The sequence below is a fragment of the Nonomuraea rubra genome, from assembly GCF_014207985.1.
Taxonomy (GTDB): domain Bacteria; phylum Actinomycetota; class Actinomycetes; order Streptosporangiales; family Streptosporangiaceae; genus Nonomuraea; species Nonomuraea rubra.
On record NZ_JACHMI010000001.1, the window covers coordinates 7,864,270 to 7,886,928 of the forward strand.

Sequence of the window (22,659 nt, forward strand, 5' to 3'; positions counted from 1 at the left end):
CCCTGAACGGCGCGCCGCGATGACGCCCGGCGATCACCGGGCGCACGGCGCGGTGACGGCCCGCGCTGTCAGGCGACGGTGGCGCAGTGCCGCCCCCGCGCGGCACTGGGCCGCGGTGCGGTGACGCTCGCCGCCGTCGTGTGACGGCGGTGCGGTTGCGCTCGCGCCTTCACGTGGCGAGAGGGCAGGCGGTGCCGCCGAGGATGCTCTCCACCTCGTCGCGCGCCGCCGCCACGATCGAGCCGGCCGCCCGTGCCGCGTCCTCGCCGCGGCCCTCGGCGACGGCGGCGGCCACGTCGAGGTGGCGCCGGACGGCGGGGTTGTCGAGCCGCTCCGGCAGGAGCAGCAGGTCGCGCCGGGCCACGAGCAGCTCCTCCGTCACCTCCGAGAGCTGGGCGAACATGCCGTTGCCCGACGCCCCGAGCAGCACCCGATGGAAGGCGGCGTCGGCGGTCACGAAGCCCTCCTTGTCGCCGGCTCTGGCGGCGGCGGTCAGGGCGCGCGCGTGCTCCATGAGCTCCTGTCGTACCGCGGGCGCGGCGTGCCGGGCGGCCAGCGCGGCGGCGGCGGGCTCGACGGCGGCGCGTAGCTCGGCCAGCTCGCGCAGTTGCGCCTCGCGTCCAGGCGAGATGAGCCGCCAGCGGATCACCTGGGGGTCGTAGAGGTTCCAGGCGCTCATCGGCCGCACGGTGACGCCGACGCGCGGGCGGCTGCTGACCAGCCGCTTGGACTCCAGCACGCGTACGGCCTCGCGGGCGACCGTACGGGAGACCCCGAACCGCTCCTGGACGTCCTCCAGCCGCAGCACCGAGCCGGCGCGCAGCTCACCGGCGGCGAGCGAGCGGCCGAGGCCGTCGACCACCTGCCCGTGCAGGCCCTGGAGCTTCACGCCCGTCAGCCCGCCTGCGCGAGGCGGGCGAGCAGCGACGCGACCCGCTCCCCCGCCGCCTGGGCGCCGCCCGAGGTCAGCGCGGAGCCCATGCCGCAGGCCACGGCGCCGGCGGCGATCCAGGCGGGCGCGTTGTCGATGGTCACCCCGCCGGTGGGGATGGCGGGGACCTGCGGCAGCGCGGCCCGCACGTCACGCAGCCAGGACGGCGTCACCGCCGACGCCGGGAAGATCTTCACGGCGTCCGCGCCCTCCTCCAGGGCCCGGACGATCTCCGTCGGCGTGGCGACGCCGGGGAAGACCGGCACGCCGTAGCGGTGCCCGGCGCGGATCACGCCGGGGTGCAGGTTGGGCGAGACCAGGAAGCGGGCCCCGGCCTCGACTGCGGCGCGGGCGGCGGCCTCGTCGAGCACGGTGCCGGCGCCGACCAGCGCCTCGGGCCGCCGTGTGGTGAGCTCCGCGACGGCGGTGAGCGCCCTGGGCGTGGTGAGCGCCACCTCCACGGCCCGCAGCCCGGCGTCCAGCACGGCTTCGGCGGCGGACAGCGCCTCCTGCGGGCCCGCGCTCCTGACGATCCCGAACACCCGTTGTTCGGTGACCGCCTGAACGATCTCCCAGCGGTACATGGGACTCCTTTTCTCGGATGTCAACAGCGTCCGACTCTCCGCCGTCATGTGCGAGCCCCTGGCGTGGACGGTCTTACGGCGTGATCACGTGAATCGTACTATCAAATCACCTTATTTACGACATGCGTGCGCAAACATGCCCCCTTGACCACAAGCCGCCCATGAGAAACGCTGACAATTCGGAGTCGTTGCCCGGGGGCATACCGCGTGAGGCGTGCATTCATCACCTTGCTGGCCGCCAACGCCCTTTCCGTCACGGGAACCATGCTCTGCCTGCTCGCCGTCCCGTGGTTCGTCCTGGACACCACCGGCAGCCCCGTGCTCACCGGGCTGGCCTCGTTCGCCACGACGTTGCCCATCGTCATCTCCGCCGCCTTCGGCAGCACGATGGTGGACCGGCTCGGGTTCCGCGCGGTGAGCGTGCTGTCCGACCTGGTCAGCGGGCTGATCGTGCTGGCCGTTCCGGTGCTCTTCCTGACCGTGGGGCTGAGCTACCCGCTGCTGCTGGCGCTGCTGTTCCTGCGCTGGCTGGCGGCCACGCCCGGCGAGACCGCGCGCAAGGCCATGCTGCCCGACCTGTCTGCGGCGGCGGGCGTGCGGATCGAGCGGGCGACGTCCGCCTACGACGGTGTCCACCGCGGGGCCGCGATGGTGGGAGCGCCGCTGGCCGGGGTGCTCATCCTGTGGCTCGGGCCGAACCTGCTGCTGTTCGTGGACGGGGTGACGTTCCTGCTGTCCGCGGCGCTGGTCGCCGCGGGCGTGCCGCGCGTGGAACGGGGGCGGCGCGACCCCGCCGGGTACGCCGCCGCGCTGCGGGCCGGCCTGGCCTTCCTGCGGCGGGACCGGCTGCAGCTCAGCGCCACCGCCATGATCGTGGTGGTGAACCTGCTGGACACCGGCGTGACCCAGGTGCTGCTGGCGCTGTACGCGCGCGAGGTGACCGGCGACCCGCGGGCGTTCGGGCTGCTCACCGGCGTGCTGGGCGCGGGCGCGGTGGCCGGGACCATCGTGTACGGCACGGCCGGCGGCCGATTACCCATGCGGCTGACGTACGGATGGTGCTTCCTCGTGGCCGGGGTGCCGCGCGTGCTGGTGCTGGCCATGGGCGCACCGTTCCCCGCCGCGCTCGCCGTCACGGCGATGTCCGGGTTCGCGGCGGGCGCGATCAACCCCATCCTGGGCATCCTCCAGTACGACCGGATCCCCGCCCCGCTGCGCGCCCGCGTGATCGGCACCATGACGGCGGCCGCGTACGCGGGGATGCCGCTCGGCGGGCTGCTGGCCGGCTCGCTCACCGCGGTCATCGGCCTCGGCGCCACCCTGTTCGCCTTCACCGGCGTCTACCTGCTGATCTCCGTGCCGCCGTTCGTCTGCCGGGCCTGGCGGGAGCTCGACCGGCGTCAGCCGGCCGACGCCTGAGCCCTGGCCAGCAGCAGCGCCTCGCCGATCGGGGACTCGTGGGTGCCGGTGACCGTGCAGGCGTGCGCGCCGGCGATGGCGCCCAGCCGTACGGACTCCTCCAGCGGCCTGCCGCGCAGCAGGCCGTACAGGAAGCCGGAGACGAACGCGTCGCCGGCGCCGTTGCTGTCGGCCACCGGGCCGGGCAGCGGGGCGGCGGGGAACGCGCGCACCTCGCCGGCGTCGCGGGTCAGGACGAGGCAGCCGTCGGCGCCGCGCGTGCACACGACCGTGTGGGCGCGCCCGTGCCGCAGGATGCCGCGCATCGCCGCGGCGGGGTCAGAAAGGGCCGCGGCCGACAGGAACACCAGGTCGGAGCGGTAGGCGAAGTCCTTGTGGTAGTCGTTGACGCCGTCCCAGTCGTGCAGGTCGGTGGAGACGGACCTGCCCTCCAGGTCGTGGTGCACGTCGCGGCAGCGGTCGCTGATCGACACGTGCACGTGGGCGGCGTCCACGCCGGTGTAGAGCTCCCTCGGCAGGCGCTCGCCGGGCGTGGCCTTCGGGTCGTGCAGCGACAGCCGGCGCCCGTCGGGGCCGACGAGCAGGACGCTGCGCGTGGTGCCGGCCTCGGCCCGGCCCCAGCGGCAGTCGAGCCCGCTCAGCGCGTCGCGGATCAGCGCGCCCTGCGGGTCGTCGCCGATGAGGTCGGCGAAGACGACGCCGAGCCCGAGCGCGTGGCAGCCGAGCGCGACGCCGGAGCCGGTGTTGCCGATCCTGTCGACGACCGGCGGCACGTGGTAGGTGTCGCGGTAGGGCAGGGGCAGCTCGGGCACGTACACGGTGGTGTCGACCCCGGACCCGCCCAGCACGAGAACGTCGGCGCTCACCGGTTCACCAGAGGCCCTGAGCCGGTGGAGCCGCGGACGACGAGCTCCGGCTGGAAGATCAGCTCGACGTGCTTGGCGGGCGCGCCGTTGACCTCTTCGAGCAGCGTCTGCACGGCCGCCGAGGCCATCGCTCCTATCGGCTTGCGCACCGTGGTCAGCGGCGGGTCGGTGAACGCGATCAGCGGCGAGTCGTCGAACCCGACCACCGACACCTCCGCGGGCACCGACAGCCCCTTCTCCCTGCACGCGCGGATCGCGCCCAGCGCCATCAGGTCGCTCGCGCACACGATGCCGGTGCAGCCGCGCGCGAGGAGCTGGGCCGCGGCGGCCTGCCCGCCCTCGACGGAGAACAGCGAGTGCGCGATCAGGTCGTCCAGCCCGGCCGCGCCGAGGAGCTGCGCCATCGCCTGCCGGTAGCCCTCGATCTTCCTTATCACCGGCACGAACCTGCGCGGCCCCAGCGCCAGGCCGATGCGCTCGTGGCCGAGGTCGACCAGGTGCTGCACGGCCAGCCGCGCGGCCATGCGGTCGTCGGGCGAGATGAAGGGCGCGTCGATGTGCTCGCTGTAGCCGTCGACCAGCACGATCGGCAGCCCGCGGTCGGTCAGCCGGGTGTAGCGGTCCATCCGCGCGGTGGTGTCGGCGTGCAGCCCTGAGACGAACACAATGCCGCTCACGCCGCGATCGACCAGCAGCTCGGTGAACTCGTCCTCCGGCGCGCCGCCGGGGAGCTGGGTGCACAGCACGGGCGTGTAGCCGTGCTGGGTCAGCGCCTTCTCGATGGCCTGCGCGAACGCGGGGAAGATCGGGTTGTCCAGCTCCGGCGTCACCAGGCCGACCAGCCCGTTGCTGCGTTGCCGCAGGCGGGGCGGGCGTTCGTAGCCCATGAGGTCGAGCGCGGTCATCACCGCTTGGCGGGTGGCGGCCGAGACTCCGGGTTTCCCGTTGAGGACCCGGCTGACCGTGGCCTCGCTCACCCCGGCCTGGGCGGCGATGTCGGCTAGGCGAGCGTGACCGTTCATGGCACTTACTTTACTTTCCACCAGGCCGCCGAATCCGCTGCTCCAGGGACATCGGAGGCGATCAGGAGCTCGCCGTCGACGCCGAGGTCCACGGGCGTGTCGGTCAGGTTGACGGCGCAGACGAACGTACCGCGGGAGAACACCAGCGTGCCCTCCGGCGAGTCGTGCCAAACCAGCTCGCCCTCGATCTCTCTGCGCAGCCGCAGGGCCTGGCGGTACAGCTCCAGCGTCGAGCCGGGCACGCCGTGCTGGGCCTGCACGCTCAGCTCGGCCCACGCGGCGGGGATGGGCAGCCACGGATCGGTCCAGCCGCCGTCGCGCGTCCACGGCATCGGCACGCGGCAGCCGTCGCGGCCGCTGTCGGGGTCGCGCAGCCGCTGCGGGTCCTGGCACAGCTCCGCCGGCAGGTCGAGCACCTCGGGCAGGCCGAGCTCCTCGCCGTTGTAGACGTACGCGGAGCCGGGCAGGGCGAGCGTCAGCAGCGCGGCGGCGCGAGCGCGGGCCAGGCTGCCGTAGCGGGTGACGTGCCGCTTGACGTCGTGGTTCGACAGCACCCAGGTGGTCGGCGCGCCGACCGAGCCGGCCGTGGCCAGCGAGGAGTCGATCACCGTACGCAGCTCGGCGGCGTCCCAGGGGGCGAACAGGTAGTGGAAGTTGAACGCCTGGTGCAGCTCGTCGGGGCGGACGTACCTGGCCAGCCGCTCGGGGGTCGGCGCCCAGGCCTCGGCCACGCCGATCCGCTCGCCGGGGTAGGAGTCGAGCACGGCGCGCCAGGCGCGGTGGATGTCGTGCACGCCGTCCTGGTCGAAGAACGGCACCGGCTCCCTGCCGACCATCCTGGCCTGGTTGCCGCGGCCGACGTCGGGCAGGCCGGCCGGCTTGACCATGCCGTGCGCGACGTCCACGCGGAAGCCGTCCACGCCCAGGTCGAGCCAGAAGCGCAGGATCGACAGGAACTCCCCGCGCACCTCCTCGCTGTCCCAGTCGAGGTCCGGCTGGGACGGGTGGAACAGGTGCAGGTACCACTGCCCGTCCTCGACCTGCGTCCAGGCGGGCCCGCCGAAGATCGACTCCCAGTCGTTCGGCTGGTCGCGGAAGATGTAACGATCGCGTCTCTCGCCGCGCAGCGCCTGCTGGAACCAGGGGTGGGCGGAGGAGGTGTGGTTCGGCACGACGTCCACGATGATCCGCAGGCCGTGCTCGTGGGCCTCGTCGATGAGCGCCTTGGCGTCCGCGAGCGTGCCGAAGAGCGGGTCGACATCGCGGTAGTCGGCCACGTCGTAGCCGAAGTCGGCCATCGGCGAGGTGTAGAACGGCGTCAGCCAGAGAGCGTCCACACCCAGGTCGGCCAGGTACGGCAGGCGATCGCGTACGCCGATCAGGTCACCGATGCCGTCACCGTTGCCGTCGGCGAAACTGCGCACGTAGACCTGGTAGATCGCGGCGTCTCGCCACCAAGCGGCCATGGTTTTCCCCCGAGTCATCCCCTGAACGTCCCGACTATGAAAGCCCTTTCCGCAACTTTACGCAAGTCCTTCCACGCCCGACGGATCCGGAAATTTCGGCGTTCGGATGCCCAAAACTCCTGCCCGAAACACCCCCGAAAGAGATTCTTTATGTCAAGGGTGGACATGTAGCGTTAAGGCGCGATGTACTACCTCTTCAATCAGCCTCGTCACAGGTGACACGCGCGCAAGGTGTGAGCCCATGAGCTCGGTCGTTCTCGACAAAGTGACCAAGGTGTATCCGGGCGACTACCTGGCAGTCGACCGGCTGAGCCTCCGGGCCGAAGACGGCGAGTTCCTCGTCCTCCTCGGCCCCTCAGGATGCGGCAAGTCCACGCTGCTGCGCATGATCGCGGGTTTGGAGGAGATCACCGAAGGCGAGCTCTGGTTAGACGGCCAGATGGCCAACCACCTGGCCCCGCGCGACCGCGACGTGGCGATGGTGTTCCAGAACGGCGCCCTCTACCCCCACCGCACGGTCCGCGGGAACATCGCCTTCCCCTTGGAGATCGCCAAGTCCGACCCGGCGCTGGTGCGCGAGCGCGTCACGGAGCTGTCGAAGGCGCTGCACATCGACGAGACGCTGGACCGCCGCCCCGGCACGCTCTCCGGCGGCCAGCGGCAGCGGGTGGCGATGGGCCGGGCGATCGTGCGCCAGCCCAGGCTGTTCCTCATGGACGAGCCGCTGTCGAACCTGGACGCCGGCATGCGCACCGAGCTGCGGATGGAGATCTCGGCGCTGGTCAGGTCGCTCGGCGTCACCACCATCTACGTCACGCACGACCAGGTCGAGGCCCTGACCCTGGCCGACCGGATCGCGATCCTGAATCGCGGCGTCCTCCAGGACGTCGGCACTCCGGCCCAGATTTACAACGATCCAGCGACGGCCTTCGTGGCGGCCTTCCTCAACTCCCAGCAGTTGAACCTGTTGGCGGCGGGTGTCAGGACGCCGCAGAACCAGTACGTGATGCTCGACTTCGGCCCGCACCGGCTCACGATGCCCTGGAGCGATCCCAGGGCGTACGCCATCTCGCAGCACACCGGCGGGCAGGTCCTGGTGGGGCTGCGGCCGGACGGGCTGGCCCCGGTGCCGGAGTCGTACGAGGGGCCGTCGTTCTTCGGGCGGGTGCGGGCGCTGGAGTACCACGGGCACGAGTGGCTGGCGTACCTGGAGTGCGGGATGCCGGCCGTTCCGGTGCCCGAGCCGCCGGACCCGCGCGCCAGGGGCGGGCGCGCCAACGGCGACAAGAACGGCGCGGGCAAGCTGTCGGGCCTGGTGCGGCGGCTGTTCCCGCGCCAGGAGCAGGAGTGGCAGGACCAGGAGCAGGTGGGCGCGAACCCCAACAGCGGCATCCACCGCCGCTCCGACCTGATCGTCCGGCTCGGCGGCCGGCCCATCTGGCGCGCCGGTGACGCCGCCAAGGTCGGGGTGGACCTGTCCCGCATCATGATCTTCACGATGGACGGCGCCCGCATCGACCCACCGCGCCGCTGAACCTTCTCTCTCAGGCCGGATGCCACCCCCGATGGCATCCGGCCTTTCTTTCGCTTGCCTAATCGGACCGCAGTCCGTATCGTCGTCTCACGCAACCGGACCACAGTCCGAAATCGTCCGCGAAAGGACCCTGCACCATGAGCCGCCTGCTGCACATCTCCGCCTCGCCGCGCGGAGCGGAGTCCATCTCCCTGGCCATCGCCCGCACGTTCACCGACGAGTACCTCGCCACCCACCCCGGCTCCTCCGCCGACCACTTCGACCTGTGGGACGGGACGCTCCCCGAGTTCGGCCCGGCCGCCGCGCACGCCAAGATGACCGTGTTCGGGGGCGGCACGCCTGCGGGCGAGCAGGCGGAGTCCTGGGAGGCGGCCGTGCGCACGTTCGAGCGCTTCGACGCCTACGACCGTTATCTGTTCAGCGTGCCGATGTGGAACTCGGGGGTGCCGTACAAGCTGAAGCAGTTCATCGACGTCGTCAGCCAGCCCGCGATGGTCTTCGACGTGCACCCGGAGACCGGCTACCGCGGCCTCGTCACGGGCAAGCGCGCCGCCGTCGTCTACACCAGCGCGGTGTGGGGGCCGGGGCTGGGGCCCGAGTTCGGGGCAGACTTCCAGTCCACGTTCCTGGAGGAGTGGCTGAGGTGGGCGGGGGTCGGCGACGTGCGGGCGATCCGGCACCATCCGACGCTGATGGGGTCGTACGAGAACGAGCGCAAGCAGGCGGACGAGCGCGCCAGGGAGATCGCCAGGACGTTCTAGCGGCGCGGGCCGGTGAGCGCGGCGGGGTCGAAGGTGATCGGGAACGGCACGCTCGCCGTCAGCGTGCCACCCGCCTTGGCCTCGGCCACCACCTCGTAGTCCCCGGGACGGGCCGCGTCGAGGATGCCGACCAGTCGGCCGACCGCGACCGCGGACGCGTAGCCGGGCATGGGACTCACAACGTAGCGCCCATCGATCAACTCGATCCGCTCCCCTGTCACGGGCAGCGCGAGCCAGTCCTCGACCGTGTACCCCTCCGCGGCGCGTGGCGACGGAAGAAGCCGGAACCGCCACGGTGGCGCGTGCGCGGCCAGCCAGCCGTCATCCGGCAAAGCAGTCATCCCTCGCCACTCCTTGGCGTCACCCGATGAGCACGGAACGCGACGGTGTCACGTTACCCTGGCCGCTCTGGCGGCGGCAGCCGATCGCTCTCAGGAGGCCGGGCTCCAGCGGGGCCCGTCCGGAGTGTCCTCCACCGCCACCCCGCCCCGCCCCATCGCATCCCGCAACGCGTCCGCCACGTCGTAACACCCCTTCCCCCGCAGCTCCGCCCGCAGCGCCAGCAGCGGCTCCACCAGCGCGGGCAGCCCCTCGGAGCGCCGATCGGCGGCCTGGGCGCGCTCGCCCAGGCGGGCGATGAGCAGCCGCATCAGCTCCCTGGCCTGCTCCACCCCGCCCGCGTCCTCCTCCGTGTCGGCGGCCCACTTGACGATCTCCGCCTCCAGGTCGAGCACGGCCTGCGCCGCCGCCACCATGTCGGGCCGGTCGGCGGCGGCGGCGAAGAGCTCCTCGCAGGAGCGGATCGACTCCTCCAGCGTCACCTCGGCGGGCGCGCCGGCCGAGGCGGTGTCCGGACGCGGGAGCGGGACGGAGGTGCCGGCGCGGCCCTCGGCCAGGCTGCGCAGCTCGCCGAGGTCGGTGGTGGTGCCCGTGGGCAGGACCGTGAGCGAGCCCGGCCGCCGCACGGTCAGGCCGCCGCGCCCGGCGACGCGCACCGACTCGCTTTCCAGGTCGATGATCAGGGCGGTGTGCTCGTCGAGCCCGAGCACCGCCGTGCCGGGCGGCAGCTCGCGCTCCATGCGGGACAGCCGGCGCTCGCCGAGGTAGCAGTAGCGGGTGTCGTGGGTGCCGCCCTCGGCGTTGTCGAAGTGCGGAATCAGCACCGCTCGCAGCCCGAGCGGCTCCAGCAGGTCGACGCCCTCGCGCCAGTGGGGCTCGGCGCCGACCTTGTAGATCTCGTAGACCGGCACGGTCGCCAGGCCGGCGGTGCAGGCGGCGGCCGAGGCCAGCACGGTCACGCCCGTGCGGGCGCGGATCCTGGCCCGCAGGTCGCCGGCCACGCCGGAGCCCGCCCAGCGGTCGAGCGCGTAGGTGGGGCTGCCGGGACCGGAGAACACCCAGTCGGCGCCGGTGATCGCCGGCGCCACCTCGACATCCAGGCCGACGCTGCGCGCGAAGTATCCGCGAGCGCGGGCGGAGATGTCGGCGCGGTTCTCCTGGAAGGCGTACGGGGTGTCGAGCAGCACGGCCCGCGCCCCGGCACGCAGCGTCCGCGCGGCGGCGCGGTGGATCTCCACCATGGTCGGGCTGGTCTCGCCCGACCCCATCAACACCAGCAAACCGGGCATCAGTGTCGGCCTCTCTCTCGCACGCCCTCGACTACAACCCGGCCCGCCGCGAAGTTTCAAGACCAGGACACATATGCCTCACGAACGCACTTGCATATGATTGGCAGTAAGTTGTTGTCGGTGACGGGGAGACACGTGGTCTCGGTTGAGACGCTCATGCTACGGGTGAGCACCGACAAGCGGTGGTCATACCGGCATGCCATTACCCAGCCACTACACGGGGAGAGCCCCGACGAGGCCGCCCGCAGGCTGGCCGGCGTCACGGCCGGCGATCCCGGCGTCGTCGTGCACTCCACGAGCTGGCGGTACGAGCCGGGCGGGAGGATCGTGCTGACGTACGCGATCTGCCCCGATCCCGAGCCCTGGCTGGCGGCCGTCGAGGTGCCTGTGCTGGAGATCGCCCGCGGCGAGGCCCCCGCGACGCCGTCACCCGAGCGGGTCGCCCTGGCCAACGTGGTCGCGCACGCGGTCAGGCACCTGGCGTTCCTGATGGCCGAGGACCCTGTCGTGTCCGGGGTCCTGGCGCGCCACCCGCTGATCGCCTCCGCCCTGGAGCCCGTGACGGCACCGGCGTGACACGCGGCGGCCCAGCTCCTGCATGGGCCGCTCGACGTACCGGTAGGTCAGCGCGCTGGCGGCGACGATCACGGCCACCGCCAGCACCGACAGGCCGAGCTGGACCGGCAGGGCCGCCCGCCGCAGGTCGCCGGAGATCTCCACGAAGTACTTCAGCACCGGGTGGTGCACCAGGTAGAGCGAGTAGCTGATCAGGCCGAACCACACCAGCACCCGTGGCAGCCGCCGGCCGCGCAGCGCCATCCCGATCGCGAACGTGGCCCCGGCCAGCCCGATCGTGGTGATCCACACGTCTGCCCGCACCCACCACCAGCCGCTCTCGATCGCCCACAGGGGCGAGATCGCAACGAGCGCCGTGGTGACCGCGACCGGCCACAACCGGCCCGTCCCGCGCTCCCACCGGTGGATCGCCGTGCCCGCGAACATCACGGCCAGCACCGCCGTGCCCAGCCACGGCACCCGGCTGCTCAGCACCAGCAACGTCACCGCCATGAGGCCGAGCACGCAGGCCGACAGCGTACGGAGCCTGCCCAGGAGCACCCCGGCCAGGCCGACGACGAACACCGCGCACGACACGTACGCCGGCCACCCGCCCTTGAGCACCGCGCCCGACGCCACCAGCCCCACCACCACGGCCCCCGCCGCGAACCCCATCGACAGCAGCCCGCTGCGGTCGTGCCCGCGGATCAGGAACAGCGCCGTGACCAGCAGGTAGAACACCATCTCGTACGACAGCGTCCACATGGTGTCGGCCACGCCGCCGACGCTGACGACGTCCAGCAGCATGGTGGCGTGCGCCGCCACCGCGCTCCCGTCGCGCGGCACCTCCCCCCGCACCGGCACCCACCACGCCAGGGCCAGGACGAGGGCGATGACGGCGAGGTAGAGAGGGTAGAGGCGGAAGAAGCGGCTGATCCAGAAGGCTCTGACGTCGCCGTGCCGCTCCAGGGACGTCGGGATGATGTAGCCGCTGACCAGGAAGAAGACCAGGATGCCGTAGACGCCCAGGCTGAACCAGTAGGGCCGGAGCGCGGGCAGGAACCAGGGCAGCAGGTGCTCGGCCACCACGGCGAGCGCGCCGATGCCGCGCAGGGCGTCCAGCCAGGCGAGCCTCGCGGCGGACGGGGCGGAGGGCGTGACGGCGGGAAGCGCGGCGGCGGACACCCGCCTCAACCTACCCTTTCCGGCGCCGGTGATGCCGGGATCCCCGGCTCATCCAAGGTCCTCAGGGGCCGCGGTGGGCGGTGAGGCTGGCGTGGTGGTCGGCGCCGTCGGGGCCGTCCGGGTCCGTGTGGACGGTGGCCGCGCGCAGCCGGGGCAGGTCATGGATGAGGCGGTGCTCGGCCTCGACGGCCACCTTGTGCGCCGCCACGACGGACATGTCGTGATCGACGAGGATCTCCACTTCTGCGTGCAGCGCGTGGCCGATCCACCGCAGCCGTACGGACTCCACCCGCCGCACCCCGTCCACCGTGGCCAGGATGCGCTCGGCGTCGTCCACGAGCGCGGGATCGACGGCGTCCATGAGCCGGTGGTAGATCTCGCGCGCCGCGTCACGCAGGACGAACCCGATGGCGACCGTGATGAGCAGGCCGACGATGGGGTCGGCCACGGGGAAGCCGAGCGCGGCGCCGCCCGCGCCGAGGAGCACGGCCAGCGAGGTGAATCCGTCGGTCCTGGCGTGCAGTCCGTCGGCCACCAGCGCGGCCGAGCCGATCTCCCTGCCGACCTTGATGCGGTAGCGGGCCACCCACTCGTTCCCGGCGAACCCGATCACCGCCGCCGCGGCCACCCAGCCCACGGCCCTGATCTCCTGCGGGTCGAGCAGCCGCCGGACGGCCTCGTACCCGGCCAGGGCCGCAGAGGCGGTGATGAGCAGCACGATGACGATGCCGGCCAGGTCCTCCGCGCGGCCGTACCCGTAGGTGAAGCGGCGGTTGGCGGCGCGGCGGCCGAGCGAGAACGCGATGGCCAGCGGCACGGCGGTGAGGGCGTCGGCGAAGTTGTGCAGCGTGTCGCCGAGCAGCGCGACGGAGCCGGAGGCGGCGACGATGACGGCCTGGACGGCGGCGGTGACCATGAGCGCGGCGAACGAGACGGCCAGCACGCGCATCCCCCGGTCGCTGGCCTCCAGGGCACTGTCGGTCTTGTCGGAGGTGTCGTGGCTGTGCGGGGCGATGGCGTGGCCGATCCTGCCCAGCACGCCCCTGATCCCGGCCTTCGCATGCCCGTGCCCGTGCTCGTGCCCATGCCCGTGCCCGTGCCCATGGTCGTCGTCGGCGGGATCGTGCTGGTCGGACATGGCATCCCTCGCTTGCGCCCTTCGTCCCTTCCCTCAGGATAGGGAGTCGCGATCGGCCGCCTACCAGCCGACCTTGCCCTTCCCCGAGACGAGCGCGCGGGCGATGACCATGCGCTGCACGTCGTTGGTGCCCTCGCCGATCGCCATCAGCGGCGCGTCCCGGTAGAGGCGTTCGACCACGTACTCCTGCGAGTACCCGTACCCGCCGTGGATGCGCATCGACTCCAGTGACGCCTTGAGCGCCACCTCCGAGGCGAAGTACTTGGCCATGCCCGCCTCCATGTCCACCCGCCTGCCCCCGTCGGCCTGGGACGCGGCCCAGTAGGTGAGCAGCCGGGCGGCCTGGATCTCCGTGGCCATGTCGGCGAGCTTGAGCTGGATGGCCTGGAAGTCGGAGATCGGCTGCCCGAAGGCGGTGCGCTCGCGGGCGTAGCCGAGCGCGGCGTCGTAGGCGGCCTGGGCGACGCCGACGGCGCGGGCGGCGATGTTGACGCGGCCCAGCTCCAGCCCGCCGAGCACCTGCTGCATGCCGCGCCCCTCGACGCCGCCGAGCAGGCAGGAGACCGGTACGCGGACCTCGTCGAGCACCACCTCGCACGTCTCGGTGCCCTTGTAGCCGAGCTTGGGCAGGTCACGGCTGACGCCGAAGCCGGGCGACGAGGGGTCCACCAGCAGCACCGACATGCCCTTGTGGGCGGGCTCGGCGATCGAGGTCTTGACGAGGACGGGCAGCGGGTCGGCGTGGCGGGCGTTGGTGATCCACGTCTTGGTGCCGGTCACGACGTAGTGGTCGCCGTCGCGGACGGCGCGGGTCTGGATGCCCTGGAGGTCGGTGCCCGCGCCGGGCTCGGTCAGCGCGATCGCGGTACGGCGCGCGCCGGTGGCCAGGTCGGGCAGGTGCTGCCGCTTCTGCTCCTCGGTGCCGTGGCGGGCGATCATCCAGCAGGCCAGCGAGTGGGAGCCGATGGTGCCGGCCACGCCCATCCAGCCGCGCGCGATCTCCTCGAAGACCAGCGCGAACGACACCATGTCGGCCGCCATGCCGCCGTACTCCTCGGGCACGGACAGCCCGAACAGCCCCATCTGCTTCATCTTGTCGACGATCTCGGCGGGATAGCGCCCCGAGTGCTCCCACTCGGTCGCCACCGGCACGATCTCCTTGTCCACGAACGCGCGCAGGGTCTCGCGGAACGCCTTCTGCTCGTCGGTCAGCTCGAAGTCCATGTGCGCCTCCTCAGAGCGGGCCGGTCCTGGCCTGGGGGAAGTAACCCTTGTCGTGCGGGGCGTCGCGCCGGTAGACCATGACGGTCCGCGTCCAGGACATGATCTCGTCGCCGTCCTGGTTGAGCCCGCGGGTGTAGCAGGTGACGATGCCGGCGTACGGGCGGGACCTCGACTCCCGTTTCGCGGTCACCTTCGACTCGGCGTACAGCGTGTCGCCCACGAACACCGGGTGGGTGAGCTTGATCTCCTCCCAGCCCAGGTTCATGATCGCGGTCTGGCTGACGTCGATGACGGACAGGCCCAGCACGATGGCCACGGTCAGCCCGGAGTTCACGATGATCCTGCCGGTCGGCGACTTCGCGGCCAGGTGGGCGTTGAAGTGGTTCTGGTTCGTGTTCATGGTCAGGAGCGTGAACCAGGTGTTGTCTGCCTCGCTGATCGTGCGGCCCATGGGGTGCTGGTAGACGTCGCCGACGGTGAAGTCCTCGTAGTAGCGGCCGATGGCGGGCTCGTGCACGGTCACGGGCTGCTCCTGTTGCTACGCGATCAGGAGGCCCACGTTAGTGACCAGATCATTGTTCGGTCAATCACGTCAGGACGCGCGCGCCGCCAGCTTCGAGACCACGTCCACGATGCGGGCGGCCCGCTCCACCTCGGCCCGGTGGAACAGCGGCCCCTCCGCCCGCGCCACGACCACGTGCAGCCCGGCCGTGAGGACGGGCAGCAGCATCAGCCGCACCTCCTTGGCCTCCACGCAGATGGCCCGCGGCGGCGGCTCCGGCAGCTCGAACTCGGCGGGCGCGGCCAGCGAGGCGTGCCGCACGGCCCCGTCGGCCACCGCCACCGACCACTCCGCGCCGCACAACGCCGGCAGGGCGTCCACGAGCGTGGCGAAGCCCCTGGCGGGCTCGGCGGCCACGTGCATGAGCAGGTCGTAGTCGGGGGCGGAGCCCGGCACCTCCTTGGTGGCCCACACGCCTTCCACCCGGACGCCGGGCATGGCGGACAGCCGCTCGCGCGCCTCGGCGGCGGTCACCGGCCCCGGCCAGGAGACGGTGAAGTCGTCCACGGCGCGGCCGGCCTCGCGTTCGAGCACGGTGACTTGCAGGATGTCCGCTCCCAGCGCGCCCAGCGCCTTGGCGACCTGGCCGAGACCTCCCGGCCGGTCGGGCAACGACACCCTCAGTCGCAGCAGCATTTCCGCCCCCTTTCCAGAGGCTCTCACAGTGCCGTGGCAAGGTTTCGAGCATGTTCCACGGATATGTCGCGCATGCTGCGGTTATATCCCAAGATGCAGTGTTAAGTCCGGATTGTCGATAAAGGGAAGTTGAGGTTTTCCGCCCGGCATCCTGAGCCATGGCGCCCCGGCCCCCAGGGCCGGAGGCCGGGGCACGGGGCACGGGGGCCGGGGCGCGGGGGCCGGGGCGCGGCGGGCCGGGGCGCGGCGGGCCGGGGCGCGGCGGGCCGGGGCGCGGCGGGCCGGGGCGCGGCGGGCCGGGGCGCGGCGGGCCGAGGGTCGGGGCCGCCACTCAAGGGCCGCCGCGGGTCAGGCGAACACGTCCTGCTGGTAACGCCCGTCCGCCTCCAGCGCGGCCAGCCACGCCGCGCCGTCCTCCCCGCCGGTCCTGTTCCGGTGGATGTCCAGCAGAGCCTGCCGTACGGCCGGCGCCATCCGCAGCCCGTCGCCGCAGACGTACACGTGCGCCCCCTGCTCCAGCAGCTCCCACACCTCATCGGCCCGAGCCGCGACGGCATCCTGAACGAACCGGTACGGATGCCCCGCCACGGCCGAGTACGCCCGATGCACGCCCACCCCGCCGGCCGCCTCCCAGGAGGCCAGCTCATCGGCGTACAGCAGGTCGTGCTCGGGATGGCGGCACCCGGTGAACACCTCGGCCCGCCCCGTCGCCCCGCCCAGCGCCCGCTCCTCCAGGAACCCGCGCAGCGGCGCGAACCCGGTCCCGGGGCCGACGAGGATCACCGGCGTGGCCGGGTCGTCCGGCAGCCGGAACGGCGGCGCGGGCACCCGGACGTAGCCGTAGAAGACCTCGCCCTCCTTCAGCCCCGCCAGGTACGCCGAGCACATGCCCTGGTAGGTGCCCGTGCCCGACCAGGCGGGTCCCTCGACCAGGCCCACGGTGAGCCGGACCGTCCCGGGATCGGCCAGCGGCGAGGAGGAGACGGAGTAGTAACGCGGCTTGATCGGCCCGGCCAGCTCCAGGAACACCGGCAGCGGCAGCTCGATCGCCGGGAAGCGCTCCAGCAGGGCCAGCGGGGAGACCCGCTTGGCGAGGATCTCGTCGGGGTAGCTCGCGGTCAGCTCGGCGAGCTGCCCCTTGGTCCACGGGCAGGCGGTGTGCGCGGCCAGCGCCTCCAGGTCGGCCCGGGTGGCCACCTCCTGCAGCTCGGCGAACTCGGTCAGCAGCAGCCCGGCCGTGACCGGCGTGTCCACGGGCAGGTGGGTGGCGCCGGCGGCGCGCAGCCGTACGACCTGCTCGCGGGGGACGCGCAGGCAGCGCAGCGCCCACTCCACCAGCTCGGGGTCGTTCTTGGCGAAGACGGCCACGTGGTCGCCGGCCGAGTACGTCACCCCTTCGGGCAGCCTGGCCACGATGGAGCGCACGCCGGGGCGGGGCGCCTCGGTGGAGAAGTCCCAGAGCCCCTCGGGGTCGCCGGTCAGCTCCTCGTTCGAGACGACGGTGAGCGGGAAGGCCCGCTCCGACACCACCGACGGCCTGACCTCGGCCTCGCTGAGCACCTCCATCTCGTACCGCGGCCCCGCGTCGGCCGCCGAGGCGCTGTACTCCTCGGCCAGCGCCGCCCACAGGCGGGCCGTCCACGCGGACACGTCGCCGTCGAAGTCGCCGTCCGTGTCGGCCTCGCCCCGCTCGATGAGCGGGACGGCCCCCGCCGCCGCCAGCTTCTCATGCGCGCGGCGCGGGAAGTCCTGGTACGTGGGCCACTGCGTGTTGCCGCAGCCCAGCACGGCCAGCCGCACTCCGGACAGGTCGGGCAGCGTCTCCAGGGCGTCGAAGCGCTGGGCGTTGTCGGGCGCCTTGCCGTTGTAGGAGGAGGCCACCACGATCAGCAGCCCCTCGGCGGGCGGCGTCAGCTCGTCCAGCGTGGTCAGCGTGGTGGCGAACCCGGCCCGCCCGGCCCGCTCGGCCAGCCGCTCGGCGAGGTCGGCGCTGGTGCCGAGGTTGGAGCCGTAGGCGACGGTGAGCGGCACGCCGGTCACCGCGATGTCATGCTGCTCGCTCTCCTGCTCGGGCAGCGCGGCCACGACGGCCCGCTCGTGCGCGCGCCGCTCGCGCACCCGCAGCGTGAACCCGTCCGGCTTGAGCGTGAGGGTCTGCTTGATCTTCATGCGATAGACGTTCGGGTCGGACAGGGCGAAGCGCCGCAGGATCATCGCCAGCGCCAGCCTGGCCTCGGTCAGCGCGAACTGCCGCCCGATGCAGGCCCGCTCGCCGTTGCCGAACGGCTTGTACGCGCCCGGGTGGTGCTGCTTCCTGTTCTCCGGCAGCCAGCGGTCGATGTCGAACTCGTCCGGCCGGTCCCACGCCTTCGCGCTGCGGTGCAACGGCGGCAGCAGCACGCCGACGCCCTGCCCCCTGGGGATGAGGTAGTCGCCGATCATGGTGTCCTGGACTGCGCTCACCGCGAAGACGGGGATCGGCGACCAGATCCGCAGCGTCTCCTCCAGGATGCGGGGGATGACGTCCAGCTTCATGATCGTCTCGTACGCCGGCGGCTCGTCCCCCGGCAGCAGCCGGTCCACCTCCTCGTACGCGCGGGCGAGCACGTGCGGCTCGCGCAGCAGGTTGTACAGGGCGAAGGAGAGCAGGCCGCTGGTGGTCTCGTGGCCGGCGATGAGGAAGGTGAGGACCTGGTTGCGGATGTTCTCATCCGACAGGCGGGCGCCCGTCTGCGGGTCGGACGCCTCCAGCATCAGCCCCAGCAGGTCCTTGGCGCCCCCGCCGCCCTCGGCGCGGCGCTGCTTGATCACCTCGTCCACCAGCTCATGCATGGTGGCGATGTCGCGCCGGTAGCTCTCCTCATTGCGCTTCTTGAGCCTGGTGACGAACGGGAGCTGCTGGTTGCGGTGCATGGCCTCGGTCAGCGCCCCGCCCATGGCCTGCAGGAACGGGTGCAGGTGCGGCGAGTCGAAGGAGTTGAACCGGTAGCCGAACCCGGTCAGCGAGATCGTGTCCAGCGTCAGCCTGGTCATGTCGTCGGCGACGGGCAGGTCCTCCCCCTGGCGGGCTGCCCACGACGCGACGAGCTGCTCGGCGACCTCCAGGAACTGCGGGTAGTACGCCTTCATCGAGCGCTGGCTGAAGGCCGGCATCAGGATGCGGTGCGCGTGACCCCACACCGGCTCGTCGTGGTCGGCCGTGAACAGGCCGTCACCGGCGAAGTCGCGCACGATCGACAGCGGCGGCCTGATCCGCTTGACGAACCGGCTCTCGTCGCACACCTCGGCGGCCAGGTCGGGGTCGTAGACGAGGACGACCCGCCGGCCGGCGATCTCCAGCTGGAAGATGCCCTCGTCGTACTGCGAGGCGACCTTGACGAAGTGCTCCACCGGCGCGTGCGAGGGGATCTGCAGCGTGTTGCCCACGAGGGGCAGGCCCGCGGGGGCGGGGATCCGAGCCATGAGTGCTCCCTTCCATAGCCATACACCGTATGGCTGACGCTACCATACGGTGTATGGCCGTGAGCGCGCGCAGGGGCGCACCCCTGACTCTCGAAGAGATCAGCTCCACCGCCCTGCGTCTGATGGACGAGGGCGGCGTCGAAGGGTTGTCCATGCGCAAGCTGGCGGCCGAGCTGAGCGTCAACCCCATGTCGCTGTATCACCACGTGGATAACAAGGAAGCGCTGATCAGGCTGATCTGCTCGACGGCCGCGCAGCGCATGGAGCTGCCGCCGGACGACGGCTCGCCCTGGCAGGACCAGCTCCGGGCGCTGGCCCTGGCCTACCACCGCAACGCGCTGGAACACCCGGCCATGTGGCACCACCTGCACAACCACCCCGAGATCATCGCGGACCGGGGCCTGGTCATCTGGCAGACCCTCTACCGCATCCTGCGCCTGGCCGGGCTGCCGGAGCAGGAGCTGCGGCGGACGAGCGACGTGCTGCACGCCTTCGTCACGGGCTTCGTCATCGCCGAGACGACGGGACACCTGCCGCCCGACGAGGTCGAGCGGGACTTCGACACGGCCATCAAGCTGATCATCGGCGGGCTGGCCGGGATGTCGGGACTGTCCGGCTGAGCCGCAGTGCCAGGAGGGTGAGCCAGGTCCAGCCCGTCACGATGAGCACCCGCTGGATCAGGCCCGCGTTGGGCGCGTCCTGCGTGAACGCCTGGCCGTAGGCGAGGAACAGCGCCACCGTGGCGACCGCCGTGACCAGCGAGTACGCCCGCCACCAGCCCTTCAGCCGGAACGCGGCGGTCACGCAGGCGAGCGGCAGCGCGAGGAAGACCAGCAGCGAGGCCAGGTCGTGGGCGCTGTGGTGCCCGCTCGTGGCGGCCGGGATCCCGGGCGGGGCGCCCGGCGGGTAACCCTGCATCGGGTCCATCACGAACACGCCCGCGCCGACCAGGCCCACGCCGACCAGGGCGATCAGCACGGCCGTCCAGCGGGAGGCCAGGGCGCGGCGCACGCCCTCGGCGTAGGGCAGCATCAGCAGGCCGGACACGACGAAGTTCGCGATCTGGATCCAGCCGCGGTCGCCGAGGCTGAGCTGGCTGCCGGAGTGGTACACGGGGTTGTAGTGGGGGCGCAGGGCGCCTTCGGCGAGCAGCACGATCACGAAGAGGGGCGCGCCGGCGGCGCCACAGAGCAGCAGCGTCCTGGTGGTCGTCATCTGGGCCTCCTGAAAGATCCGGGCCTCATGAAAGCGGATGCCGCCAGTCCAGCAAGGCCGGCCGGGGGCGTGCACTGGCCGGGTGGCCAGGGTGTGTGGCCGATCGGCCAGTGATCGGCGGGCCGGTGCTCGCATAGGCTCCCCGGCATGACGGTCGTGCCACGCCGGCTGCTGCCCGCCGAGCTCGCCGCGCTCGACGGGTGGCCCGCCGGCCGCCGTACGGCACGCGACTGGGCCGCCGACGCCGGGCTGTTCGCGTTCGCCGTGATCATCGCGGTGGAGCAGGCCGCCGCGTACCCTCCCGCCGGGGCGGACTTCGTGCCCGCGTGGCTCGTGGCGGTCAATCCCTGGGTGGCGGCGGTGGCGTGCCTGGCCCTGTGGTGGCGGCGGCGCCACCCGACGGGGCTCGCGGTGGCGATGATCGGCGCGCTGGCCCTGTCGGGCTCGGCCATGGGGGCGGCGATGGTGGCGGGGCTCACCGTGGCCGTGCACCGGCCGTGGGGGCGGGCGGCGGCGGTCACGGGGGCGTACCTGCTGGTGTGCGGGTACTACGGGCTGTTCGCCGACCCGCCGGGGGTGCAGCGGCCGGTGCTGCTGGCCTCGCTGCTGCTGATGCTCGGCGGGCCGCTGTGCCTGGGCATGGCCGTACGGGCGCGCCGCCTCCTGGTCGCCGGCCTGCGGCGGGAGGCCGAGGTGAGCGCGCGCGAGCACCGGCTGGAGCTCGCCGAGGCGCGCAGGGCCGAGCGGGAGCACCGGCTCGCGCTGGCCGAGGCGCGCAGGGCGGAGCGCGAGCGGCTGGCCCGTGAGATGCACGACGTGCTGGCCCACCGGGTGTCGCTGCTGAGCGTGCACGCGGGCGCGCTCGCCTACCGCAGCTCCCGCGCCGCCGCCGGGACGGGGCCGCCGCTGGACGCCGAGGAGGTGGCCGGGGCGGTGGAGGTGATCCAGGACAACGCCCGGCTGGCGCTGGACGAGCTCCGGGACGTGCTGTCGGTGCTGCGGGACGGCGAGCCCGCGGGCGCCCCGCCGCAGCCGGGCCTGGCCGACCTGCCGCGCCTGGTCGCCGAGGCGGAGGCCGCCGGGCAGCGGGTGGAGCTCACGGTCGGGGACGAGGTGGCGGCGCGGGCGGGCTCGGTGCGGGCGCACGTGCAGCGGACCGCGTACCGGACGGTTCAGGAGGGGCTCACCAACGCGCGCAGGCACGGGCCGCCGGGCGCCGAGGTGCGGGTACGCGTGACCGGCGTCCCGGGCGACGAGCTGATCGTCACGGTGGAGAACCCCGTCACCGGCGGCGGGTCGCCCGCCGGGGCGGGCGGGGGCAAGGGGCTGATCGGGCTCGGTGAGCGGGCCGTGCTCGACGGGGGCGGCCTGGAGCACGGGGTGCGCGGCGGGGTGTTCGTGCTGTCGGCGCGGCTACCGTGGCAGATCTAGGGACTCATCGATGGAGGGCGTGTGGCTGAGCCGATCCGGGTCCTGCTCGTGGACGACGACCCGCTGGTGTGCGCCGGGCTGCGGCTGATGCTGCGCGGCGCGCCCGACGTCGAGGTGGTCGGGGAGGCCGCCGACGGGGCCGACGTGCCGGGGGCCGTCGAGCGGCTGGCCCCCGACGTGGTGCTGATGGACATCCGGATGCCGTACCTGGACGGGATCGCCGCGACCCGGGCGCTCGCCGCGCGCCGGGGCCGCGCGCCGCGGGTGATCGTGCTGACCACGTTCGACGCGGACGGGACGGTGATCGAGGCGTTGCGGGCGGGCGCGTCGGGGTTCCTGGTCAAGCACACGCCGCCCGAGCAGATCGTCGAGGCCGTACGGCGGGCCGCCGCCGGCGAGCCGGTCCTGTCCCCCGGGGTCGCCCGCACCCTCATCTCCCACGTCACCGGCGCTCCCGACGCCCGCACCAGGCGCGCCCGCGACGGCCTGGCCCGGCTGACCGGACGCGAGCGCGAGGTCGCCCTGGCCGTGGCGGAAGGCACCTCGAACGCCGAGATCGCCGCACTCCTGCACCTGTCGGTGGGGGCCGTCAAGGCGCACATCTCCAGCGCCCTGGCCAAGCTGGGGCTGGCCAACCGCACCCAGCTCGCCATCCTGGCCCACGACGCCCGCGCCGGCGAGGACGAGGACGAGGGCTAGCCTCAGCCGGCCGCCTCCCAGACCGCCTCGAAGGTCTCGGGGGTGATCTCGGTCAGCTCCCACACCTCCAGCGGCTGGTCGGTCAGGAAGCCGTACTCGTCCTGGAGGTGCCGCCACCAGTAGCGGCGGGCACCCCGGTCGGCGCCGACCTCGACCTGCCGCACGGCCCACTGCTCGCGGTGGTCGCCCTCGACGCTCTCGAACAACCAGGCCCGCCCGTCCTCGTCGCCCAGGTGCCAGTAGTGGCGGGGAGCGTCGGACTCGGCGAGCTGCCGCACCAGCGGCTGGCGGAGATCTGGAACCACCGCCCCACTCTAGAGCGTGCGGGGCGCGCCCGGCCG

Annotated in this window: 21 protein-coding genes; 6 read left to right on the top strand and 15 right to left on the bottom strand. The window is 72.7% G+C overall.

Annotation, left to right across the window (positions count from 1 at the left end):
• Positions 1 to 169 precede the first annotated feature (169 nt).
• Together HD593_RS35730 and HD593_RS35735 are read right to left on the bottom strand one after the other, a co-directional pair.
• Positions 170 to 889, bottom strand: coding sequence for a FadR/GntR family transcriptional regulator (locus HD593_RS35730; protein WP_312903945.1), 720 nt, complete (start codon positions 887 to 889; stop codon positions 170 to 172).
• A 5-nt stretch (positions 890 to 894) separates the two neighbouring features.
• Entirely contained in the window at positions 895 to 1,515 is a 621-nt protein-coding gene (locus HD593_RS35735) for a bifunctional 4-hydroxy-2-oxoglutarate aldolase/2-dehydro-3-deoxy-phosphogluconate aldolase (RefSeq protein ID WP_185106335.1), read from the bottom strand.
• A gap of 207 nt (positions 1,516 to 1,722) precedes the next feature.
• Here HD593_RS35735 and HD593_RS35740 point away from each other — a divergent pair, with 207 nt between their 5' ends.
• A complete protein-coding gene (locus HD593_RS35740; protein WP_185106336.1) occupies positions 1,723 to 2,934 on the top strand; it encodes an MFS transporter in 1,212 nt (403 codons plus the stop codon).
• On the opposite strand, the gene HD593_RS35745 is transcribed toward HD593_RS35740, so the two are convergent.
• Genes HD593_RS35745 through HD593_RS35755 form a run of 3 tightly spaced genes read right to left on the bottom strand, consistent with a single transcriptional unit; the run spans position 2,916 to position 6,288 of the window.
• The gene (locus HD593_RS35745) at positions 2,916 to 3,800 is read right to left on the bottom strand and encodes a carbohydrate kinase family protein (protein WP_185106337.1); all 885 of its coding nucleotides are present in this window, start codon (positions 3,798 to 3,800) and stop codon (positions 2,916 to 2,918) included. The genes HD593_RS35740 and HD593_RS35745 overlap by 19 nt on opposite strands.
• Positions 3,797 to 4,822, bottom strand: a complete 1,026-nt coding sequence (locus HD593_RS35750) for a LacI family DNA-binding transcriptional regulator (protein WP_185106338.1) — start codon at positions 4,820 to 4,822, stop codon at positions 3,797 to 3,799. The genes HD593_RS35745 and HD593_RS35750 overlap by 4 nt, the downstream gene beginning before the upstream one ends.
• Before the next feature lie 5 nt (positions 4,823 to 4,827).
• Positions 4,828 to 6,288, bottom strand: a complete 1,461-nt coding sequence (locus HD593_RS35755) for a glycoside hydrolase family 13 protein (RefSeq protein ID WP_246546884.1) — start codon at positions 6,286 to 6,288, stop codon at positions 4,828 to 4,830.
• A 241-nt stretch (positions 6,289 to 6,529) separates the two neighbouring features.
• On the opposite strand from HD593_RS35755, the gene HD593_RS35760 reads away from it, so the two are divergent.
• Positions 6,530 to 7,822 carry an ABC transporter ATP-binding protein gene (locus tag HD593_RS35760; protein ID WP_185106340.1) on the top strand — a complete coding sequence of 431 codons (1,293 nt, stop codon included), beginning with the start codon at positions 6,530 to 6,532 and terminating at the stop codon, positions 7,820 to 7,822.
• A 137-nt stretch (positions 7,823 to 7,959) separates the two neighbouring features.
• Positions 7,960 to 8,583 carry an FMN-dependent NADH-azoreductase gene (locus HD593_RS35765; protein WP_185106341.1) on the top strand — a complete coding sequence of 208 codons (624 nt, stop codon included), beginning with the start codon at positions 7,960 to 7,962 and terminating at the stop codon, positions 8,581 to 8,583.
• Here the strand turns inward: HD593_RS35765 and HD593_RS35770 are convergent.
• The 8 genes from HD593_RS35770 to HD593_RS35805 form a co-directional block, all read right to left on the bottom strand.
• A complete protein-coding gene (locus tag HD593_RS35770; protein ID WP_185106342.1) occupies positions 8,580 to 8,924 on the bottom strand; it encodes a hypothetical protein in 345 nt (114 codons plus the stop codon). The two genes, HD593_RS35765 and HD593_RS35770, sit on opposite strands and share 4 nt — an antisense overlap.
• A 90-nt stretch (positions 8,925 to 9,014) precedes the next feature.
• Positions 9,015 to 10,211 (bottom strand): CysS/YqeB C-terminal domain-containing protein, encoded by a 1,197-nt coding sequence (locus tag HD593_RS35775; protein WP_185106343.1) that lies wholly within the window; start codon positions 10,209 to 10,211, stop codon positions 9,015 to 9,017.
• 426 nt (positions 10,212 to 10,637) lie between these two features.
• Positions 10,638 to 11,951, bottom strand: a complete 1,314-nt coding sequence (locus tag HD593_RS35780) for an acyltransferase family protein (RefSeq protein ID WP_185106344.1) — start codon at positions 11,949 to 11,951, stop codon at positions 10,638 to 10,640.
• A 61-nt stretch (positions 11,952 to 12,012) separates the two neighbouring features.
• The gene (locus tag HD593_RS35785; protein WP_185106345.1) at positions 12,013 to 13,089 is read right to left on the bottom strand and encodes a cation diffusion facilitator family transporter; all 1,077 of its coding nucleotides are present in this window, start codon (positions 13,087 to 13,089) and stop codon (positions 12,013 to 12,015) included.
• A gap of 60 nt (positions 13,090 to 13,149) precedes the next feature.
• Complete coding sequence (locus HD593_RS35790) at positions 13,150 to 14,313, bottom strand: acyl-CoA dehydrogenase family protein (RefSeq protein WP_185106346.1); 1,164 nt, start codon at positions 14,311 to 14,313, stop codon at positions 13,150 to 13,152.
• A 10-nt stretch (positions 14,314 to 14,323) separates the two neighbouring features.
• Positions 14,324 to 14,836, bottom strand: a complete 513-nt coding sequence (locus HD593_RS35795) for a MaoC family dehydratase (RefSeq protein ID WP_185106347.1) — start codon at positions 14,834 to 14,836, stop codon at positions 14,324 to 14,326.
• A gap of 69 nt (positions 14,837 to 14,905) precedes the next feature.
• Positions 14,906 to 15,511 carry an ACT domain-containing protein gene (locus tag HD593_RS35800; protein ID WP_185106348.1) on the bottom strand — a complete coding sequence of 202 codons (606 nt, stop codon included), beginning with the start codon at positions 15,509 to 15,511 and terminating at the stop codon, positions 14,906 to 14,908.
• A gap of 348 nt (positions 15,512 to 15,859) precedes the next feature.
• Positions 15,860 to 18,973: a bifunctional cytochrome P450/NADPH--P450 reductase gene (locus tag HD593_RS35805; protein ID WP_185106349.1), complete on the bottom strand. Its 3,114-nt coding sequence runs from the start codon at positions 18,971 to 18,973 to the stop codon at positions 15,860 to 15,862.
• A gap of 53 nt (positions 18,974 to 19,026) precedes the next feature.
• Between HD593_RS35805 and HD593_RS35810 the strand changes: the two genes are divergently transcribed.
• Positions 19,027 to 19,593: a TetR/AcrR family transcriptional regulator gene (locus HD593_RS35810; RefSeq protein WP_185106350.1), complete on the top strand. Its 567-nt coding sequence runs from the start codon at positions 19,027 to 19,029 to the stop codon at positions 19,591 to 19,593.
• On the opposite strand, the gene HD593_RS35815 is transcribed toward HD593_RS35810, so the two are convergent.
• A complete protein-coding gene (locus tag HD593_RS35815; RefSeq protein ID WP_185106351.1) occupies positions 19,553 to 20,188 on the bottom strand; it encodes a DUF998 domain-containing protein in 636 nt (211 codons plus the stop codon). The genes HD593_RS35810 and HD593_RS35815 overlap by 41 nt on opposite strands.
• 147 nt (positions 20,189 to 20,335) lie before the next feature.
• On the opposite strand from HD593_RS35815, the gene HD593_RS35820 reads away from it, so the two are divergent.
• Positions 20,336 to 21,619, top strand: coding sequence for a sensor histidine kinase (locus HD593_RS35820; protein WP_185106352.1), 1,284 nt, complete (start codon positions 20,336 to 20,338; stop codon positions 21,617 to 21,619).
• A 21-nt stretch (positions 21,620 to 21,640) separates the two neighbouring features.
• Complete coding sequence (locus HD593_RS35825; RefSeq protein ID WP_185106353.1) at positions 21,641 to 22,318, top strand: response regulator; 678 nt, start codon at positions 21,641 to 21,643, stop codon at positions 22,316 to 22,318.
• A gap of 2 nt (positions 22,319 to 22,320) precedes the next feature.
• Here HD593_RS35825 and HD593_RS35830 read toward each other — a convergent pair whose 3' ends face one another.
• Positions 22,321 to 22,623 (bottom strand): hypothetical protein, encoded by a 303-nt coding sequence (locus tag HD593_RS35830; protein WP_185106354.1) that lies wholly within the window; start codon positions 22,621 to 22,623, stop codon positions 22,321 to 22,323.
• Between the last annotated feature and the right edge of the window lie 36 nt (positions 22,624 to 22,659).

Excerpts from the sequence above, each read along its gene's own strand:
- HD593_RS35820 (WP_185106352.1), top strand. The coding sequence starts at position 20,336 with ATGACGGTCGTGCCACGCCGGCTGCTGCCCGCCGAGCTCGCCGCGCTC.
- HD593_RS35815 (WP_185106351.1), bottom strand. The coding sequence starts at position 20,188 with ATGACGACCACCAGGACGCTGCTGCTCTGTGGCGCCGCCGGCGCGCCC.
- HD593_RS35775 (WP_185106343.1), bottom strand. The coding sequence starts at position 10,211 with ATGCCCGGTTTGCTGGTGTTGATGGGGTCGGGCGAGACCAGCCCGACC.
- HD593_RS35770 (WP_185106342.1), bottom strand. The coding sequence starts at position 8,924 with ATGACTGCTTTGCCGGATGACGGCTGGCTGGCCGCGCACGCGCCACCG.
- HD593_RS35810 (WP_185106350.1), top strand. The coding sequence starts at position 19,027 with ATGGCCGTGAGCGCGCGCAGGGGCGCACCCCTGACTCTCGAAGAGATC.
- HD593_RS35790 (WP_185106346.1), bottom strand. The coding sequence starts at position 14,313 with ATGGACTTCGAGCTGACCGACGAGCAGAAGGCGTTCCGCGAGACCCTG.
- HD593_RS35760 (WP_185106340.1), top strand. The coding sequence starts at position 6,530 with ATGAGCTCGGTCGTTCTCGACAAAGTGACCAAGGTGTATCCGGGCGAC.
- HD593_RS35735 (WP_185106335.1), bottom strand. The coding sequence starts at position 1,515 with ATGTACCGCTGGGAGATCGTTCAGGCGGTCACCGAACAACGGGTGTTC.
- HD593_RS35785 (WP_185106345.1), bottom strand. The coding sequence starts at position 13,089 with ATGTCCGACCAGCACGATCCCGCCGACGACGACCATGGGCACGGGCAC.
- HD593_RS35805 (WP_185106349.1), bottom strand. The coding sequence starts at position 18,973 with ATGGCTCGGATCCCCGCCCCCGCGGGCCTGCCCCTCGTGGGCAACACG.
- HD593_RS35750 (WP_185106338.1), bottom strand. The coding sequence starts at position 4,822 with ATGAACGGTCACGCTCGCCTAGCCGACATCGCCGCCCAGGCCGGGGTG.
- HD593_RS35755 (WP_246546884.1), bottom strand. The coding sequence starts at position 6,288 with ATGGCCGCTTGGTGGCGAGACGCCGCGATCTACCAGGTCTACGTGCGC.
- HD593_RS35800 (WP_185106348.1), bottom strand. The coding sequence starts at position 15,511 with ATGCTGCTGCGACTGAGGGTGTCGTTGCCCGACCGGCCGGGAGGTCTC.
- HD593_RS35765 (WP_185106341.1), top strand. The coding sequence starts at position 7,960 with ATGAGCCGCCTGCTGCACATCTCCGCCTCGCCGCGCGGAGCGGAGTCC.